The 14,559-nt window shown below is 46.9% G+C and carries 27 protein-coding genes; all 27 read right to left on the bottom strand.

Going from position 1 to position 14,559, the window contains the following annotated elements:
• Positions 1-6 precede the first annotated feature (6 nt).
• Complete coding sequence (locus ACTQ3A_RS00810; RefSeq protein ID WP_441494351.1) at positions 7-390, bottom strand: DUF7694 domain-containing protein; 384 nt, start codon at positions 388-390, stop codon at positions 7-9.
• Between the two features lie 19 nt (positions 391-409).
• On the bottom strand, positions 410-697 hold the full coding sequence (locus ACTQ3A_RS00805; protein ID WP_441494350.1) for a hypothetical protein: 288 nt from the start codon (positions 695-697) through the stop codon (positions 410-412).
• On the bottom strand, positions 685-1,275 hold the full coding sequence (locus ACTQ3A_RS00800) for an HU family DNA-binding protein (RefSeq protein WP_441494349.1): 591 nt from the start codon (positions 1,273-1,275) through the stop codon (positions 685-687). The genes ACTQ3A_RS00805 and ACTQ3A_RS00800 overlap by 13 nt, the downstream gene beginning before the upstream one ends.
• On the bottom strand, positions 1,262-1,600 hold the full coding sequence (locus tag ACTQ3A_RS00795; protein WP_441494348.1) for a hypothetical protein: 339 nt from the start codon (positions 1,598-1,600) through the stop codon (positions 1,262-1,264). Before ACTQ3A_RS00795 ends, ACTQ3A_RS00800 begins: the two co-directional genes overlap by 14 nt.
• Before the next feature lie 32 nt (positions 1,601-1,632).
• Positions 1,633-1,872, bottom strand: a complete 240-nt coding sequence (locus ACTQ3A_RS00790) for a hypothetical protein (protein WP_441494347.1) — start codon at positions 1,870-1,872, stop codon at positions 1,633-1,635.
• A gap of 35 nt (positions 1,873-1,907) precedes the next feature.
• Positions 1,908-2,144, bottom strand: coding sequence for a hypothetical protein (locus ACTQ3A_RS00785; RefSeq protein ID WP_441494346.1), 237 nt, complete (start codon positions 2,142-2,144; stop codon positions 1,908-1,910).
• An 11-nt stretch (positions 2,145-2,155) separates the two neighbouring features.
• On the bottom strand, positions 2,156-2,356 hold the full coding sequence (locus ACTQ3A_RS00780; RefSeq protein ID WP_441494345.1) for a hypothetical protein: 201 nt from the start codon (positions 2,354-2,356) through the stop codon (positions 2,156-2,158).
• Between the two features lie 210 nt (positions 2,357-2,566).
• Positions 2,567-2,905: a hypothetical protein gene (locus tag ACTQ3A_RS00775; protein ID WP_441494343.1), complete on the bottom strand. Its 339-nt coding sequence runs from the start codon at positions 2,903-2,905 to the stop codon at positions 2,567-2,569.
• Complete coding sequence (locus tag ACTQ3A_RS00770) at positions 2,892-3,176, bottom strand: hypothetical protein (protein WP_441494342.1); 285 nt, start codon at positions 3,174-3,176, stop codon at positions 2,892-2,894. Before ACTQ3A_RS00770 ends, ACTQ3A_RS00775 begins: the two co-directional genes overlap by 14 nt.
• Complete coding sequence (locus ACTQ3A_RS00765; RefSeq protein WP_441494341.1) at positions 3,173-3,346, bottom strand: hypothetical protein; 174 nt, start codon at positions 3,344-3,346, stop codon at positions 3,173-3,175. Before ACTQ3A_RS00765 ends, ACTQ3A_RS00770 begins: the two co-directional genes overlap by 4 nt.
• On the bottom strand, positions 3,343-3,573 hold the full coding sequence (locus tag ACTQ3A_RS00760) for a hypothetical protein (RefSeq protein WP_441494340.1): 231 nt from the start codon (positions 3,571-3,573) through the stop codon (positions 3,343-3,345). Before ACTQ3A_RS00760 ends, ACTQ3A_RS00765 begins: the two co-directional genes overlap by 4 nt.
• Before the next feature lie 130 nt (positions 3,574-3,703).
• Positions 3,704-4,366 carry a hypothetical protein gene (locus ACTQ3A_RS00755; RefSeq protein WP_441494339.1) on the bottom strand — a complete coding sequence of 221 codons (663 nt, stop codon included), beginning with the start codon at positions 4,364-4,366 and terminating at the stop codon, positions 3,704-3,706.
• Complete coding sequence (locus ACTQ3A_RS00750) at positions 4,363-4,815, bottom strand: hypothetical protein (RefSeq protein ID WP_441495218.1); 453 nt, start codon at positions 4,813-4,815, stop codon at positions 4,363-4,365. The genes ACTQ3A_RS00755 and ACTQ3A_RS00750 overlap by 4 nt, the downstream gene beginning before the upstream one ends.
• 17 nt (positions 4,816-4,832) lie before the next feature.
• Positions 4,833-5,066: a hypothetical protein gene (locus ACTQ3A_RS00745; protein ID WP_441495217.1), complete on the bottom strand. Its 234-nt coding sequence runs from the start codon at positions 5,064-5,066 to the stop codon at positions 4,833-4,835.
• 85 nt (positions 5,067-5,151) lie between these two features.
• Positions 5,152-5,418 (bottom strand): hypothetical protein, encoded by a 267-nt coding sequence (locus ACTQ3A_RS00740; protein WP_441495216.1) that lies wholly within the window; start codon positions 5,416-5,418, stop codon positions 5,152-5,154.
• A 248-nt stretch (positions 5,419-5,666) separates the two neighbouring features.
• A complete protein-coding gene (locus ACTQ3A_RS00735) occupies positions 5,667-5,843 on the bottom strand; it encodes a hypothetical protein (protein ID WP_441494335.1) in 177 nt (58 codons plus the stop codon).
• 10 nt (positions 5,844-5,853) lie between these two features.
• Positions 5,854-6,531, bottom strand: coding sequence for a lytic transglycosylase domain-containing protein (locus ACTQ3A_RS00730; protein WP_441494334.1), 678 nt, complete (start codon positions 6,529-6,531; stop codon positions 5,854-5,856).
• 13 nt (positions 6,532-6,544) lie between these two features.
• Positions 6,545-7,615, bottom strand: coding sequence for a DNA polymerase III subunit beta (locus ACTQ3A_RS00725; RefSeq protein ID WP_441494333.1), 1,071 nt, complete (start codon positions 7,613-7,615; stop codon positions 6,545-6,547).
• On the bottom strand, positions 7,596-8,126 hold the full coding sequence (locus ACTQ3A_RS00720) for a Holliday junction resolvase RecU (protein WP_441494332.1): 531 nt from the start codon (positions 8,124-8,126) through the stop codon (positions 7,596-7,598). Before ACTQ3A_RS00720 ends, ACTQ3A_RS00725 begins: the two co-directional genes overlap by 20 nt.
• Positions 8,119-8,343 (bottom strand): hypothetical protein, encoded by a 225-nt coding sequence (locus ACTQ3A_RS00715; protein WP_441494331.1) that lies wholly within the window; start codon positions 8,341-8,343, stop codon positions 8,119-8,121. Before ACTQ3A_RS00715 ends, ACTQ3A_RS00720 begins: the two co-directional genes overlap by 8 nt.
• Complete coding sequence (locus tag ACTQ3A_RS00710) at positions 8,303-9,451, bottom strand: DUF5131 family protein (protein ID WP_441494330.1); 1,149 nt, start codon at positions 9,449-9,451, stop codon at positions 8,303-8,305. Before ACTQ3A_RS00710 ends, ACTQ3A_RS00715 begins: the two co-directional genes overlap by 41 nt.
• Positions 9,438-9,623, bottom strand: coding sequence for a hypothetical protein (locus tag ACTQ3A_RS00705; RefSeq protein WP_441494329.1), 186 nt, complete (start codon positions 9,621-9,623; stop codon positions 9,438-9,440). The genes ACTQ3A_RS00710 and ACTQ3A_RS00705 overlap by 14 nt, the downstream gene beginning before the upstream one ends.
• The gene (locus ACTQ3A_RS00700; RefSeq protein WP_441494328.1) at positions 9,620-11,698 is read right to left on the bottom strand and encodes a PcfJ domain-containing protein; all 2,079 of its coding nucleotides are present in this window, start codon (positions 11,696-11,698) and stop codon (positions 9,620-9,622) included. The genes ACTQ3A_RS00705 and ACTQ3A_RS00700 overlap by 4 nt, the downstream gene beginning before the upstream one ends.
• Entirely contained in the window at positions 11,698-12,222 is a 525-nt protein-coding gene (locus ACTQ3A_RS00695; protein WP_441494327.1) for a Cas9 inhibitor AcrIIA9 family protein, read from the bottom strand. Before ACTQ3A_RS00695 ends, ACTQ3A_RS00700 begins: the two co-directional genes overlap by 1 nt.
• Positions 12,215-13,039, bottom strand: a complete 825-nt coding sequence (locus ACTQ3A_RS00690; protein ID WP_441494326.1) for an N-6 DNA methylase — start codon at positions 13,037-13,039, stop codon at positions 12,215-12,217. Before ACTQ3A_RS00690 ends, ACTQ3A_RS00695 begins: the two co-directional genes overlap by 8 nt.
• Positions 13,026-13,652, bottom strand: a complete 627-nt coding sequence (locus ACTQ3A_RS00685; protein ID WP_441494325.1) for a hypothetical protein — start codon at positions 13,650-13,652, stop codon at positions 13,026-13,028. Before ACTQ3A_RS00685 ends, ACTQ3A_RS00690 begins: the two co-directional genes overlap by 14 nt.
• Positions 13,612-14,559, bottom strand: a complete 948-nt coding sequence (locus ACTQ3A_RS00680) for a phage replisome organizer N-terminal domain-containing protein (RefSeq protein WP_441494324.1) — start codon at positions 14,557-14,559, stop codon at positions 13,612-13,614. The genes ACTQ3A_RS00685 and ACTQ3A_RS00680 overlap by 41 nt, the downstream gene beginning before the upstream one ends.

Genomic DNA, 14,559 nt, shown 5'->3' with positions numbered 1-14,559 from the left:
CATGTTTTAGTATTCCTTCCGTATCGCCTTAGACAAGTCATTCAGCGTCAATCCGTTCTCTGGTCTCCAGAGATGCAGACAATTCTCTACGATATTCACGTACTCGCTCTTCTTAGGCATGACCTGGTAGACTTCTTCCTCGTCCTTAAAAATCATCCCTTTCAACGTCGCCATATCGTTCCAGGTTAGAATTCTAAACTGATGTCTGGGAGCAACGCTCACATGCTCCATTCCATCCTCGTGATACCCGAACACTATGGAACAGGTGCCACAGTCAGGAAGCGTCACAAGCCCTGCGTACATGTCTGGAGCCACTACTTTTATGTCCCACATCCTGGTCTTATTATTCATTACGATTTCGCTAAAGTTTCTCATCTCAACCCTCTCCAAGGTCAATCCTCATCAGGTCTTAGCAAATCTCTTTATATCTCCGGTCAGCAGCCTCTTTTGTCCAGCCACAGCATCCAGCGTAGGAGGCATGAAGGATTCTCCCCCCGCAGTTCGGGCAGTAGTTCCAATGTGCTTCCAGTTCTTTGCTGTTGTTTACATATAGGAACCGTCTCTTTCTGTCGCTGTCCGGAAGTCCGTACCCGCATCTCCGGCAGCTGAAATGGTCTGTTCCCCACTTCACTGCCGGAATAACCTTTGGAGGAATTGCAACAGCTCTGTCTATGCAGTCAGCTCTCACTTCTTCCACTCAAATTCACCCGCCTGTTCCGCATCCTCATAAGCTTTTAGTTTGTTCTGTAAATCAGCCATACCAATGAGTTTCATGTAGGTGAATGCAATAAATCCCTTGATCCCATCTGTTGCCCTCAGGGATTGGAAGTATGCCCAGAGCATTTCATCAAAGTAATCATCATCTTCCATTCGGGACCACTCTCTTTCATCAATGCATCCGAATGCCATAAGCATTTGCCTGGTCCAGCTTCTCAGGTCTTCCACATGTTCGAAATCCCGTATCATTGCCTCATGGTCTTTGACGAACAGGGCATTGTGAAGAAGCTCCATATTGCTCTGCGGGTCATTCACTGTCATTCTTTTCCCGAGCTTACCTTCGAACTCACGCGCCGGATCTTCGTCCTGTGGAATTCTACCCATTCTGGACTCTGCCACATCGAAACTGAACGTCCCGATTCCCGGAAGTGTCACGGAGCTGTGCTCATCAATAGTTTTCTGAACCGCTTTTCCAATGATGGACAATACGGTATTTGCCTCCGTCTTCTTCATGCCTGTGTTCTCTGCAATGTAATTAACTAATTCACTCTTTGTCATTTTCTTCTCCTTTCTTTCCGATACGGTTACCCATACCAAGTTCCTTGAACATCATGATTTGTTGAATTACCTGTGCCATCATTGTCTTATAGCTGTTTACCTTGTTTTCTATTTTCGGTTTCCCGGCATAGACAAGGTATAGCGGGTCAAGTCCATTCTTTCGGCAATTAGGGCAGATAAAGCTATTCCATGCCTTTACATATCTCCACCCATCAACTGCTATCAGCTTGTTTTCCTGTTCTTCGACTTCTTCCGGAGGGCATTCCAGATTGACCATAACGGTATATCCGCAGCCTCCGCACTGGAAGAATTTACCTAGTGCCATCTTTGTCCTCCTTGTATACCTCCCACCTCAACTCAAATCGCTCTTTCTTCTTTTTTTGCAAGGCCTTCCCACTCAGTCAATCCCAATTCCTTAGCACAGGTAAGTACATCTGTATACTCCTCAAAGAGAGCAGTTTCGACTTCAGCTTTGGTCACCGACGTAGGGTTCTCTCCCCTCTCAATCCTTGCCCGCTTCAATGCAGCCTTTGCCAGCTCGACGCATTCCTCCGCCAACTGTTCCAACATGGCTGCCTTTCCAATCTTCTCAATCATTCTTCCTCCTCTCGGTTGATTTTATTTTCCACCATTCACCCTCTCTTTCTGAATTTGAAAGCGTCCGGGCATGTAACCCAGTGTGGAATATATCCCATGATTCCTGGCTCCATGAACTCTCCGTGTTTTACCTCTCCATCCGGGGTTACGAATGTAATGCTGCCTCCATCAGCTTCAGCAAAGTATCTCGGCATAGCATCACACGGCATATTCTTTCCGGCCTTCGTCCTGATCCAGATGATTTCTGCTCCGCAGCTTCTGCACTTACTCACCTCATACCTCCTTACTGCCTGTATCTAATCTGCTTCCCATCTTCAAAAGTAACAGTTATTGCATACGGATATGGCCAGGTCATAGCTATTGGCTTGTAATGTCCTTGATAGGCAGTAGCCTTCTTATGTCCTTTCTCGCACGCAACTGCTTTTTCCTTCTCCGCATAATCTGTATGGCAGATTTCGCAGGTATAAAGTCTTTTCATCTTCATTTCAGATCCTCTTCAGTAAATTTGCCATTTCTCTTGAATGTCTGTGTGATTACGTTTCCACAGCATGTACAATTAAAGAAGTTGCTGTAGATCTCCGTGCCGTCCATATGAGCCACAAACTTATAATTCGGACTAGTGCATCCGCATTCCACTCCTTTTCTGTCTTTAGTAATCCGTATGGAATTATTTCTGTCCTCCACAAGGACCCCATTACAAATTATCTTCATCTTCACGCTCCCATTCCCAAAGATCACAATATTTCCTAGCCTTACACTTGTCGCATTCATCGTCTTTTTCTAAACAGTGCCATCCGTCTTTCGCAAGTGCTATCCTGTCCTGATCGTCGTCCCAGTCCATCTCGGTATGGCCTCTATACTCGGCATCCAGAGATTTAATCCGCTTCACTCTTAGGTCTGTATAAATCTGGTCTGAATCGGCCCAGAATTCCGTATTTCTTACAGCATTCTTGGCTTCAATGGCACTATTGGCGAAGACCACGGTGGATATATGATCATCATCTCCAGCCCAGTAAGCTCTATAAGCTTTCATGATCTTCCCCTCCATCAATTACAGCTCCGCAAAATGGACAATAATCATATTCATCGCAGTTCACGGTATCATCGAGCTCGGCTTTGCATTCTGAGTACCGGATTCCCGTCATCTCTCCGGGTCCTCCGATAATTGAAAATGTCTCCCAGTGTGCATGCTTTCTTTTTCCCTGCAACGTCTTGAGCTCGTCTACCAGCTTCTTCGTTACGCAGTAGATAACTCCCTTTTCGTGCCGCTCGAATCCTATGATCACTCTGCCGATTTCTGTCATTTGCTTTCCCTCTTTTCTCTGATCTGCTCATTCAGATGCACCTGGCGCTCTAATGTGTCTATCCGATCTTCAAGGCTCTCAATCCTCTTTTCTTTCTTGGCCGCTCCTATTTGATAGCCAATCGCAGCACCGACAATCAGTACCAAAAGGTATAAAACAAACCACATCATGCTGTCTGCTCCTTCATGTTTTTTATTACGGCTGCCCTAATTCCCAGTCTGTTCAATGCGGATACGATATTCCCAACTGTCTCCGCATTGTCATCAGCAGCTTCAAACCACCATTCACCATCAATCATTTTGATCACCATATATTTCTTGCTGTCTGCATAGTTCTTTACGTTGTTAACCTCAAATCCATTGATTGTCCGCTTATAGCCATCAACAAAGAAACTCATTTATTCTCCTTTCATTTCTCAGAAATTGGCCCGCCGCCCCGGGCCGGCTGAGTATGTGTTAAACTTTATTTTCCTAGGAGAAATTCGCGGTATGGCACCCGCTTTTATAATCAACAGGGCGGTGTGATTATCATTCAACAAAGTCCAACTGTCTGCAGGCCATGTAGAAGCCCTCTCCCCATAAATAAATCCTTGGATTGTACCTTCTCCCAAAGCTGTTTTCATACCAATCGGGGTCAATGATATCCATGAGTTCGCTCATTCTATCTGTTGGATAGAAGATGTCTCCGGATTCAGTGGAAATAATGGATTTCTCCAGCTCGTCCTTGAATTCCTCCAGCTGGTAATCTCTCTCTTCGCTTAGGTTATCCTCCTCTGTTAAATCCAAATTCGGATTTTCGTGTCTCACGATTTCATCCAGCCAGTCGCCATCTTCAAACCAGTCCTTATACCAATCTTTGAAATCTTCCATCCAGTCATCACTATCGATTTCATAAAGATTGGATGAGCACTGAATCTTTCCTGTCCAGTACCCGGTGTTTCGCATGTAGTGCGCCAAATCCTTTACCTTCAGTTCGTTGTACCAGGTAGCGATGCAGTCACCAAGATCACCAGAAATGATGATGGATCCACGTTTTTTATCCACGATGAAATTGCAGTAATACTCACCGCTCCCGTCTTCTCTTCTCCAGTCAATAATCGTATAGCGGTTGCTGTGCTGTATAAGCGTTGCCTTCATGTGCCGGCGCTCGAACGCATTTCTGGCGTTCATCATTCCTTCTTCTTCGTTCATATCATCACCTCGTCTATGTTCCGCATATAAGCCGGGATTGGGAAATCGTGCTGCCACTCTATTACCCCTATCCATGGTTCGCAGATTCCAACCCTCTCAATGTGCATCATCTCAGCGTCATATGACTCGACGCTGTATTCCTTGATCATCTGCATTGCTTCCGGCCTTATCGCAAAAATGTCTGCAAAATTGGGCGGTATTCTGTCTTTCTTGGGATCCCTGTATCGTCCATAGGATTCCTTCATCTGGATCGGCGCCCGAAGCTCGAATACCACGCACACAGTAAGGTCTACTACACCTGTCAGATATTCAATCCTTTCCTCAGGAGGCACTGAGTCATCGAAGAAACAGAAGCCTTTGGACTCCGTCTTCTTTGCTCTGGCCTTCCAGTCTGTATGGTTTTCCAGCTTCATGCCATAGCAGAGCTTCCGGAACTCATCTAATCCCATAAACCGCACATATCTCATCAATGGCCCTCCTTCTTCGTCGGATCCTCTCCCAGCCATCGGATGGAAAGATCCAGTCCGCATTCGTCCGCAAGTATCTTTATCTGGTCATCCCAGGTGGTATAGTCTTCTGCAAGGCACTCAGCCTTTAAGTTCATCCGTTCCTTGAATCGGTTAAGCCTTTTGGTTCCGAATTTGAATTCATCATGGAGCGTTATCAGCGATAAGATCAAAACTGTGTCTACGCTATTCATCCTGGCCCTATCCATCCAATTACGCTCTTCTGCCTGGCTAATGCTGATTGGGATTCCATAGGCACCTCTGCGCTTAATCTCCTTCTTAAGGCTCTCCACATCGTTGTTGTGGGATTCCAAATAACGAATACAGAAGGCCATCCCCTCCTGCCTCCATTGTTCCTCTTTCCGTGACATTGTTTCTGTTCCTTTCCTGCTGTCTGGAAAGGGGAGCATCCCGATTCCGCTGAATGAACTCAATCATTTGCACATCAGTAGCATCTATGAGTCCGATAATGTCATATTCCTCCATAAACGCCTCCAGGAGCTCCCTCCTCGACATCCATTCGATCATCTGATCCTCTCTGCTCAATCTCCTTGCGCAGGGCGGCTTATCTTTTTCTGCGCTTCCCCCTTTTCTTCCTCATCTTGTCGTCAAATAATGCAGTCATACACACCAATGATGCTAAAACAATGATTCCCGCCATAGTTTTGTCCCCTTTCCGTCTAAGAAATCTCCTTGCTTTCATTTTTCTTCTTTTTCTCTGGCTCTCCGAATGTCCTTGTGAAGAAACCAGAAAAATACGATCAACCAAAACAGCGACATCCGGAAGCCTCCTCTCAATGTGTTGCGTTAAAATTTTCGATTGCCCACTTATTCCCAGTGGCATAGACCTTAGCCTTTGTCCTCTCATAAGGAGTCTTCTTTTTAAACTTCTCCTCGAACTTCCTGGCCTGCTCTTCCAGCTCTTTTCTTTCTTCTGGAGTCGCATCGTGCATTTCAAGAATTTCAATCATCTTTTCTACCTCACTTTCCGTGGATTCTTTCCAGCTCCTCTGTACGAAGGAGAATCTTCTCTGCATATTCTGTAAGGCTTGTCCTGTTGGAGGCATCCCTTACTCCGTTGTATGCCATCAGTGCAGTGCCTGTATCGCCATACTTATCAAGCAGTTCTCTCAGGAGATCAGCACCGGTGTATATATTGGCCCTCTCATCCCACAAATTGACGAATCCGAGCCTGTACATACGTCCGGTATGGTAATACTGGTTTATCTGCATAAGACCGATACAGGGGCCGTTCTGCGCGTATTGCTGCCCGGATGATTCAGTCTCCACTATCACCATTAGAAGTTCTGGAGAGATTCCGTACTTATTTCCTGCTTCAATGCATATCGCCTGCTGGTCTGAAGAGATCCACGTATCATTCGCCTGTGTTTCAATCGTCTGCTGGATTTCTGTAGCATCAGCTGCTGATTCGGTACTTTTTGTTTCTGTTTTAAGACTCGTTCCCGCTGTATCTGCCTTGTTGACTGCCTTCACAATCGAAGGTTGGATAGATTTCTCTATCTGGCTAACCACTCCTGCCCGTGGGCTCGCCTGTGTTTTCGGTCTCATTTCCTTGCTTGTACTGTGTAGAAACACGGCCTCAGCTATTGCCAGGGCTACCGCTCCTGCGATGACTGCTTTCTGAGCTTTATTCTTCATGCCTGACTCCTGTCTACCCTGCTTCAGGGATGCTTACCGGCAGGACGATTTCTTTGAGCTTTGATTCATCCTCTGTCATCACGATCGGGCTCCTGCTATTGATCAGCCCCATGTGCAACTCGTCACCTACAAAGTTCATGATGGCTGTCTTTAGCAGTTTCGGATCTGCACCGATAATTACCGGATGCTGTGAAGCTTCTGTAAGTGGAAGGCTCTCTTTGTACTTTGCTTTTCCACCTCTGGTCTGGAACTGTACCGCCCCGCCATCAAACGTCATAATGATCGGCTCATTCTGTGCCGTACAAAGGCCTGATCTGGCAAGCGCATCAATGAAGTCCTGCCGGTCTACGCTTATTTCAACTGGCGTGGACTCAGGGAACATCTTGCTATAGCTGTAATATTTTCCGTCTACCAGTCTGGTTCTGACGATGTAGTTCTCCGTGCGGAATACCGCGCTAGTTTTGCTGTATGCGATGGTTACCGTTCCTTTTAGGTCTAGCCGGATAATTTCATTGACTGCGCTCTTTGGGATCGTCAGTTCGAATTCTCCAAGCCCGGTTTCCGTCTGATTCCATGCTATCTGGTGTCCATCCAGGGCTACAAAGCTCAGCATTCCTCCGGAGCTCTTCATGTTGATTGACTCCATCATGTAGCCACCGGTCTTCCCTGCGGCGAAGCTAACGCTCTTAAGCAATGTCTGAAGCTTCTCAGCGCTTACCTCCACAGCCTGAGCATCTGTAGGCATCTCTTCGATGTTCGGATAATCTGCCGGATTCTGACCAGGATAATCCACGGACGTCTTTCTTCCTACCACGCTGATGTGGATGGTGTGCCTCTCATCTGTTGTAATTTCCAGTTCCTCGTCAGGCAGACTGGTTATCAGCTCAAATGCATGGGAAGGGATCAACATTTCTTCCCCTCTGGATGCCTCTAATTTGACCTGTATGGTCACTTCGGTATTAGACCCGATTAAATACCCGTCTCGAATTAAAACGTTCTGTAATACGCCGAGAGGAGTGCGTGAAGGTACCACTCCTTTCACCTTTGCAATTTTTCCTGCCAGTTCACTCTGCTGTATCTTCAAGTTCAATTCCCTCCAGAAATAAAATCGTCGTTCCTGCTTCCTTAAGCCTGTAGGGTTCCAAATCCGTCCTATCCATATGCTTGTGTCCGAACAGCTCTTTCATGTTCTTCCATACGTCCCAGGGAACCCTGTAGAAATTCTCCATGCCAATCCCCACAAGGATGTATACGTGAGCCCCCATCTTTTCAAACTCATTCAGATCACTGGTCTGCTCTTCCGTAACAACCGTTTGGTTTATACGGTCAGAATCTGTATGCTTTGCATCGAACATAATTGCCGTGCCATCACACAGGCACCCCTTGAAGTCTGGCTGAGCCTGTTTCTTGAAGCAGGCTACGAACTGCCCTGTTCTTCGTTCTCCGTATGGTTTGAGGATCCTTACAGGCTCCGGTGTCTTCTGGATATGCGCTATGCCAAGCTCCCGATAATATGCGCAGGCACTATCAATCCATCTCTCGAACATTTCTCCGGATGCTCTGGACCTTCTTCCCGTCAGTGATCTGTCAGTCATCCAGGAGTCCCTCCTTCTCACAGAGTCTCGTTATCCGCTTCATCGTGACCACTCCTACACCTGGCAGATTTGAGATCATTTCAATCAGATGTCTTATTACGTAAGAATTTCCCTTCGAGATTCCGGCATTATAAGCGCTCATGCAGGTATCATTGACGTAATCCATCAGCTCCTGATCAGACATTTTCCGGATTGCCTGTGCCTGTCTGTGCGTCATTTTCTCGTCCTGGCTCCACTTCCTGTACGCCCTCTTCTTTTCTTCCCTTGACGCTCTTCCCACGGCTTTCTCCGCAGTTGGATCCTTGTACCCCTCGTTGTTCATGTTCTCCTCCAAATGCCTCTGTTGTTTTTCTATATCCCTCCGCATCCATGTGGTTCCGTTCACAAAATTCCTTAAGCTCATCCGGATGGATGTACCCTAGACAAGGAGCAGTGACCGACCTTTTTGGTCTTGCAAGGATTGCGATCATGTTTTTCTTCCGGTCTTTCCTGCCGCAGAAGAAACATTCTGTTTCCAGCTTTTCGGCTTTCTTTCTGCTAAGCTGCTTCTTCACTAGAATCTCCGGAATCTGATGCAGCGTTGTATAATCCGTCTCGTCCGGGTTCAGTGTCCTCTCTACAAATACCGGGATATTCCAGTCATGGCAGGTCTGAATAAAGCTGTCCGTTCTGCTTTTATCGATAGGCTCCCGGTATTTCATTGGAGTCTGCTGGGACCAGCCTCCGACTATGCACCATTCCATCTTCGGGTCAATGGTAGGATTCTTCGGGACCGGCGAAACAACCTCAAAACAGTGGTAAGCATCATTCTGAAATACTTCCTGCGTTCCAAATCCGATGCTGGATCCGTACCAATACTGGTCACCTTCCGGCAGCATGTGCTTCTTTCTGAGGTCTTCGTACCTTTCCGGGAAGCTCGTTACAAACAGGTAGTGATTCTTCGGATGATCCATGCAGGCATTGAAAATCTCCTGAATAATGTCATCCGGTACCCATGGGCCGAACATCTCTCCCTCATAGCTGACAAGAACGTTCTGTCCGCCTTTCAGCTGGTCAAGGGATTTTAGCCTGTACCGGTAGTAAGTAGGCTCTGATCGGAACGGCATTGTCAGCACGCCTCCGCTCTCAGTCCCGAATTTCTCATCGAGAATATAAAGGTCTCCTCGCTTCTCATATTTACCGGTCGCAGCCTTGTTCATGAGAACGTCTCCGGAAAATCTCTTGGCGCCCGTATCGATGTAACACAGCCGGCATCTCTGCTGATTCCGGCATCCGGTGATTGGGTTCCATGCGTAATCTGCCCATTCGGTCTTAGTTTTGTGCATCCTCTTCCTCCTCCCAGTATTCAACGAAGTACCGGCTTGCTTTCTTTCCCTCAGGTTTTTCGCTGCCGATTTTCACTGCGTATCCCGCTTTTAGCAGATAGCCTCCGATAATTCTTCTGTCTTCATCATTCAGCTTGTTCAGCGGGCTGTAGATTCTTTGACGTTGTGTCATGCTGTAGCCGCCTTTCTGAATTTCTGCTCTGCATTCGTCTCTATCAGCTTCCTTGCAACTGCTTTGGAAAATGCGAGTACATCTCCCTCTGCATCCTGGTTTCTCATCCCACGGCACTGGATAATCTGACCATTCCGGAATTCCATTGTGTAGAACGGAGTATCTATGTCATCCACTTTTCGAATAAACAGGATCATCGTTAACCCCTTTGAAACACGATCAATGTAGGTTCCAACGCAGTTATGGTTATGCCGTCCTTCTTCAACAAGATCTGCCGCTGACCTAGGAACAATCGCCATGTATTTCCTGCTTTGTATCTGCAGCTTTCCGTTATTATCAAGGCATGCATCCAATGTCTTTACGATCTTCTCAATGGCTTCAGATTCTTTCTGAATCCGGATGCTCTCCAGCTCCTTGTCATGTTCCGTTTTTTCTCTTAGGAGCTTGTCATGTGCCGATACCAGATCCTTCGGCAGTAGATAGTATTCATCTCTCGTGTTGTATCCGAGATGAGCCAGCCAGCTTACGTAGTCTTTCCAGTCATGGCCAAGGTTTTTTATGAACCGCTGAAGCCTGCTCTCCTTTGTCGAATAGTCAGATCCCCATGTTTTCTCATAATGCGGAATCTCATGCTTGCCAGCCTGCCGTTCCAGATAGTTCATAAATTTCTTCACGCTCATGTGCGTATCGACCACCCCTATCAGCTCATCATCTCCAGGAAAGCAGCTACAGTATTTGCCAATGGACTCCAGGTCTGGCATAGTCTTGTCTGCAAAGCACTGCCTGAGCACTCTCAATGCGCCCGTATCGCCATTTAATTGTTTAAGCATGTTAATATATGCCTTAGGCAGTTCAAACAGCTCCTCGGGAGTTTTAGCGTGCTCTGGAAAGTCATGATCCCATCCCCAGTAGTATCTGCATAGGTCGTCTACCAGGTTTATGAATCCCGCCTTTATCAGATATTCGAGATATGGCTTCGTCTTTATCTGCCTCAGTAAGGAATCGAAATATATCGGACGGTATCCGGCTTTCTGCTGGTACTCAACCGCCCCGCTATACTGCCACGGCGTCCCTGCTAAGCCTTCTTTCGCATTTTTTGTGTATAGCCACACCTTGTCTCTGCTCGTCCCGTTCCAGTATTTGCTTGCATCGAACCAGGTCATACAATCATTCTTATAATTTCCGTAGCAGATAAGTCTTTCTGTTCCATCATCAAAGCAAATATCCCGTGACGACTCATAATAGCTGTGGTCATCCTCTAATCTTGGGATGATTTCCGGAACCTTTGCGTGAGCCACCATAGAGCAGAAGTATCTGAACACCGTTCCTCCTTCAAACTTCTGTATCAGGACCTCATTTTCGAACTCGTTTCCGATGCTGGAATGCTCTGTCACAAATGTCACTGTAAATCCGCATTCCGGGCATATGCCCTTTGCTCCTCGCCGAATATGCTGGTCATTCCTATCCAGCTCCACGTCCTTGTGGCAGTGAGAGCAGTACCCGATAATCTTTCTTTTCTTCTCTGGCTTGTAGATCATGTAATAATGATTGTGATGAGCAGTCTCCTTGATCCACTCTTCGAAGTCATCCGGAATAGGCAGATCCGTAAGCTTAGCCAGTTCCTCGATTTCTCTGCATTCCTCCCTGTGGATGTCTTTTCTGCGTCTGTCAATGACCTTTAGCTGCCACCCATTCAGTCTCCAGATTCGCTTCGTCTCTCCATTATCAGGGAACCACTTGTCGAAAACCTCCCGGTCATGATCTGTAACAAAAGCTATGTCATGATCTCTATGAGTCCACCATCCATAATCGAGCACCATCTCAGCGCGTCCGGTAAGCCATTTTCTCTTTTGCACTGTCATGTCCTGCGTGATATAATCACTCTTGTCTAAGAAGATCCTGTACTTCTCAATAACTTCTCCGTTGACCTGCTGATAAAAGCAGAGCTTGAGAATATCAGGATTTATCTCCTGAGCCGTGGCAGCGTATTCATTGTCCCCAATGGCCGTTGCTTCGGCTCTAATTATTTCTGTAACCTCTTCTCTCGGTGTCTTTCCAAGTATTTTCTTATCCATCAGCTGATAAAATCGAAAAGGCTCATCTGCCCTTCGAGCTCTCCTTTCTTCTTGGATTTTTTCTTTGGCTTCGGTTCACTCTTTGCTACAGGGTCAGCTTTATTCTCCTGTGCTGTCTTTGGTGTATCCGCTTTCTTCGGATCTTCGGTTGGATCAGCCACGGTCTTTGATGGATTCGCTTTCGGCTTTGATTTCTTTGATTTCACTGATCCGACGATCACCTTCTTGACGTCCTCTTCTGTGGCTCGCCAGTAGTCTTCCGACCACTCATAAATCGTCTCGTTTTTGATCCATCCTTCAGAAGCATTTATCGGCAGCTGGTGCCTTGCCCTGCGGAAGATATATGTGCAGCACTCATCCATGGTCTTCTTCTCATCCAGGATATCTTCTGCCATGGATTCATCTTCCTCAGCCCGCTTCTTGAGATAATCTCTGACAGGATAGAAGAAGTCTGATGCTTTGAATACTCTGTCTGATACTTTCTGGTCTAGCTTCTTCAGCGCTTTGTCCAACACTTCACTCATTGACTGCCTCCTTCCATTTTGAAAAATCGATATAAAACATATTCTCGTGATCCTCTTTTCTTGTCCTTTCCATATCCCTGTCCATCAGATAGCAGATTCTTCTGCCCTGCCAGATATCCCTCCACCACATCGGGGTGTACCAGATCGTCTGGCTTTCCTTCTCGTCCGGGAAGAGTGCCGGGCCTGTCACAGGATCGGTCAACGTATTGGCTACAGCCACATATCCGGCACATCCGAGGAGCGAGAGCTGGATGTAACACATCTGTGCTGCTATCGGGTCGATATCATTTGCAATGAATAAGACCTGTGTCTGATAGTTGATGTGTGCCCTGGTCAGTGCCGTACATGCACCGATAAGCGTTGATCCGGCTCCGCAGGAGGGATCATTGATACTTACCCACCCTCTTTCATCGATCTGTTTCTTTACCAGATCGGTATCTATCCCAACCTCTGCCATCATCTGAGAGACATTGAACGGGGTGAAGAACTGTCCGTGCCAGTTGCTTCCAAGGCCGAGCTCCATGAAGATTTCTCCAAGGAAGTCCTGGTTAGGATTCCGGTCGAGTGCCATTGTCAGACAGGCGAACATTTCTGCCGGCTTCTCGACTCCCCCAAGAACCTTAATGCTGCGTTCGTATGCTTTCTCCCGTTTTTCCTTCCGCTTGGCATCCGGATCCATGGCATTCGAAAGGGTGCAGGCATATGCTTCCATGAGGTTTGTCCATACTTCCCATCCATTCAACGCTCCGCACATAGTCCTGAACATCTTGATGAATTCGTCTCTGCTTCCGACCATCCGTGCATCATGCTTTGCCATTCCTCAATTCCTCCAGATAGTTCTTCACACTGTCAGGCATCGGAACACTCGTCTGCTTTCTGTCCTCTAACTCCATCCGGTCAGTGGTCTCAATCTGCTTGTGAACTGGCGCCGATAGTCCAAGGCCATTCTGCACATCCGCTGGCATCCGTCTACGAACCTTCTCTGACTCAAGGAGCGTGTTGTATGTCCGTATGAAATGTGACTTTTCAACTGTCTCGACCGTCTGTATATCTGATGTTGCTAGGTTCCGTATGTTTGACGGGGATCCAATAGCCTTCTGCGTCAGTGGTGACAATTTATTGAATTCCTCCTCTGCATGATAAGAGCCTCTCCTTATTGCGCTGCTAACTTTTGACCATTCCTCCTCTGCCGTGGGATCATTTGATTCTGCCCGCATGTAGAGCATTGACCGGATGTTCGCCGGCCCCGGTGCGAATCCGCTTGTATCAGATGTCAGATACGCAAGGAACGCGCCAAGAGCTGCTTGATAAGGAATGTCCTGCAGAGCCTGGTACCAGGTATCCATGAGAATGTCTCTGTCTCTTGGATGCCAGTTCGGATATGACGCCTCAATCCTGGCCAGAAGGTTTATAAGTTCTGTCTTTTTCATACGCCTCCTCCATAGCCGCCTGATCAAAAAGCCTTGACCACTGATCCATTCCCTGGGAGTGATCTGACCCCTGAGCATTGTCGTAGTTCCCTTCAAGCACTTTTGGAAAGTTGTTCGGCTTCACGAACCAGTCAAAGGTGACTACGAAGCTCGTTCTCTTTCCCTGCAAAAAGTCTGAATTCCGTATCTTTTGAATTGCTTCCAGCACCTTACCGGGTCCGTACTCATTCAGTCTGGCAATAAGACATTGATAACGTTTTGTTCCATATCCAAGGCGGGAGATTGGTTTGATACCGATATCTGAGAGGGAGTTCCAAGCTTTTAGGATGGTCTTGACATCCTCTGTATGCTTCGCAGTCTCGCCAGAGACTGACGAAGATGATGTCTTTTCTCTGGACTCTGAACTCTGAACTCTATTCTCTATACTCTTATCTCTTATCTCTAATCTCTTATCTCTAATCTCTGTATGGACAATGTCCACACCTTTGTCCTCGATACAGTCCGTCAATGTGTCCGCATTTTTTGAGGACAAAGCCCGTTGTTGACGCTTTTGTGATGCCCAGTCTGTTTCGAAACCGACCATATTTTTGAAGTCAGATATCATCAGATTTCCGTCCTGATTTTCATAGACAAGTCCCAGCCTCTGATACAGGCTCATTGCAACCATGATGGTGTCCTTGTTGAAATACTTGCAGTCTCGCTGGATCTTGTCCGCGTCATACGGGATGATCAGTTCACCAATCTTCTGTTCAAGCTTTCCGTCTGTATTGATGCACATCATGCAGAGGAGCAGATAAAGTACCACATACTGGGCTCCATTCTTCTGTGACATGAGATAGTCAATCCTATCTCCTGTGAGAAAGTCTTTCTTCAATTTGATCCAGTAATACTTCTTGCCTGTTGCCAC

The sequence above is a fragment of the Bilifractor sp. LCP21S3_F8 genome, assembly GCF_052117805.1.
Taxonomy (GTDB): Bacteria; Bacillota; Clostridia; order Lachnospirales; family Lachnospiraceae; genus Bilifractor.
Note: the sequence above shows the minus strand (reverse complement) of the source record. Positions and strands in the feature narration are given on the sequence as shown.

Coding starts and splice junctions, on each gene's coding strand:
- ACTQ3A_RS00800 (WP_441494349.1), bottom strand. CDS start 1,275: ATGACAAAGAGTGAATTAGTTAATTACATTGCAGAGAACACAGGCATG.
- ACTQ3A_RS00795 (WP_441494348.1), bottom strand. CDS start 1,600: ATGGCACTAGGTAAATTCTTCCAGTGCGGAGGCTGCGGATATACCGTT.
- ACTQ3A_RS00790 (WP_441494347.1), bottom strand. CDS start 1,872: ATGATTGAGAAGATTGGAAAGGCAGCCATGTTGGAACAGTTGGCGGAG.
- ACTQ3A_RS00780 (WP_441494345.1), bottom strand. CDS start 2,356: ATGAAGATGAAAAGACTTTATACCTGCGAAATCTGCCATACAGATTAT.
- ACTQ3A_RS00775 (WP_441494343.1), bottom strand. CDS start 2,905: ATGAAAGCTTATAGAGCTTACTGGGCTGGAGATGATGATCATATATCC.
- ACTQ3A_RS00770 (WP_441494342.1), bottom strand. CDS start 3,176: ATGACAGAAATCGGCAGAGTGATCATAGGATTCGAGCGGCACGAAAAG.
- ACTQ3A_RS00765 (WP_441494341.1), bottom strand. CDS start 3,346: ATGATGTGGTTTGTTTTATACCTTTTGGTACTGATTGTCGGTGCTGCG.
- ACTQ3A_RS00760 (WP_441494340.1), bottom strand. CDS start 3,573: ATGAGTTTCTTTGTTGATGGCTATAAGCGGACAATCAATGGATTTGAG.
- ACTQ3A_RS00755 (WP_441494339.1), bottom strand. CDS start 4,366: ATGAACGAAGAAGAAGGAATGATGAACGCCAGAAATGCGTTCGAGCGC.
- ACTQ3A_RS00750 (WP_441495218.1), bottom strand. CDS start 4,815: ATGGGATTAGATGAGTTCCGGAAGCTCTGCTATGGCATGAAGCTGGAA.
- ACTQ3A_RS00745 (WP_441495217.1), bottom strand. CDS start 5,066: ATGAATAGCGTAGACACAGTTTTGATCTTATCGCTGATAACGCTCCAT.
- ACTQ3A_RS00735 (WP_441494335.1), bottom strand. CDS start 5,843: ATGATTGAAATTCTTGAAATGCACGATGCGACTCCAGAAGAAAGAAAA.
- ACTQ3A_RS00730 (WP_441494334.1), bottom strand. CDS start 6,531: ATGAAGAATAAAGCTCAGAAAGCAGTCATCGCAGGAGCGGTAGCCCTG.
- ACTQ3A_RS00720 (WP_441494332.1), bottom strand. CDS start 8,126: ATGACTGACAGATCACTGACGGGAAGAAGGTCCAGAGCATCCGGAGAA.
- ACTQ3A_RS00715 (WP_441494331.1), bottom strand. CDS start 8,343: ATGACGCACAGACAGGCACAGGCAATCCGGAAAATGTCTGATCAGGAG.
- ACTQ3A_RS00710 (WP_441494330.1), bottom strand. CDS start 9,451: ATGCACAAAACTAAGACCGAATGGGCAGATTACGCATGGAACCCAATC.
- ACTQ3A_RS00705 (WP_441494329.1), bottom strand. CDS start 9,623: ATGACACAACGTCAAAGAATCTACAGCCCGCTGAACAAGCTGAATGAT.
- ACTQ3A_RS00700 (WP_441494328.1), bottom strand. CDS start 11,698: ATGGATAAGAAAATACTTGGAAAGACACCGAGAGAAGAGGTTACAGAA.
- ACTQ3A_RS00695 (WP_441494327.1), bottom strand. CDS start 12,222: ATGAGTGAAGTGTTGGACAAAGCGCTGAAGAAGCTAGACCAGAAAGTA.
- ACTQ3A_RS00690 (WP_441494326.1), bottom strand. CDS start 13,039: ATGGCAAAGCATGATGCACGGATGGTCGGAAGCAGAGACGAATTCATC.
- ACTQ3A_RS00685 (WP_441494325.1), bottom strand. CDS start 13,652: ATGAAAAAGACAGAACTTATAAACCTTCTGGCCAGGATTGAGGCGTCA.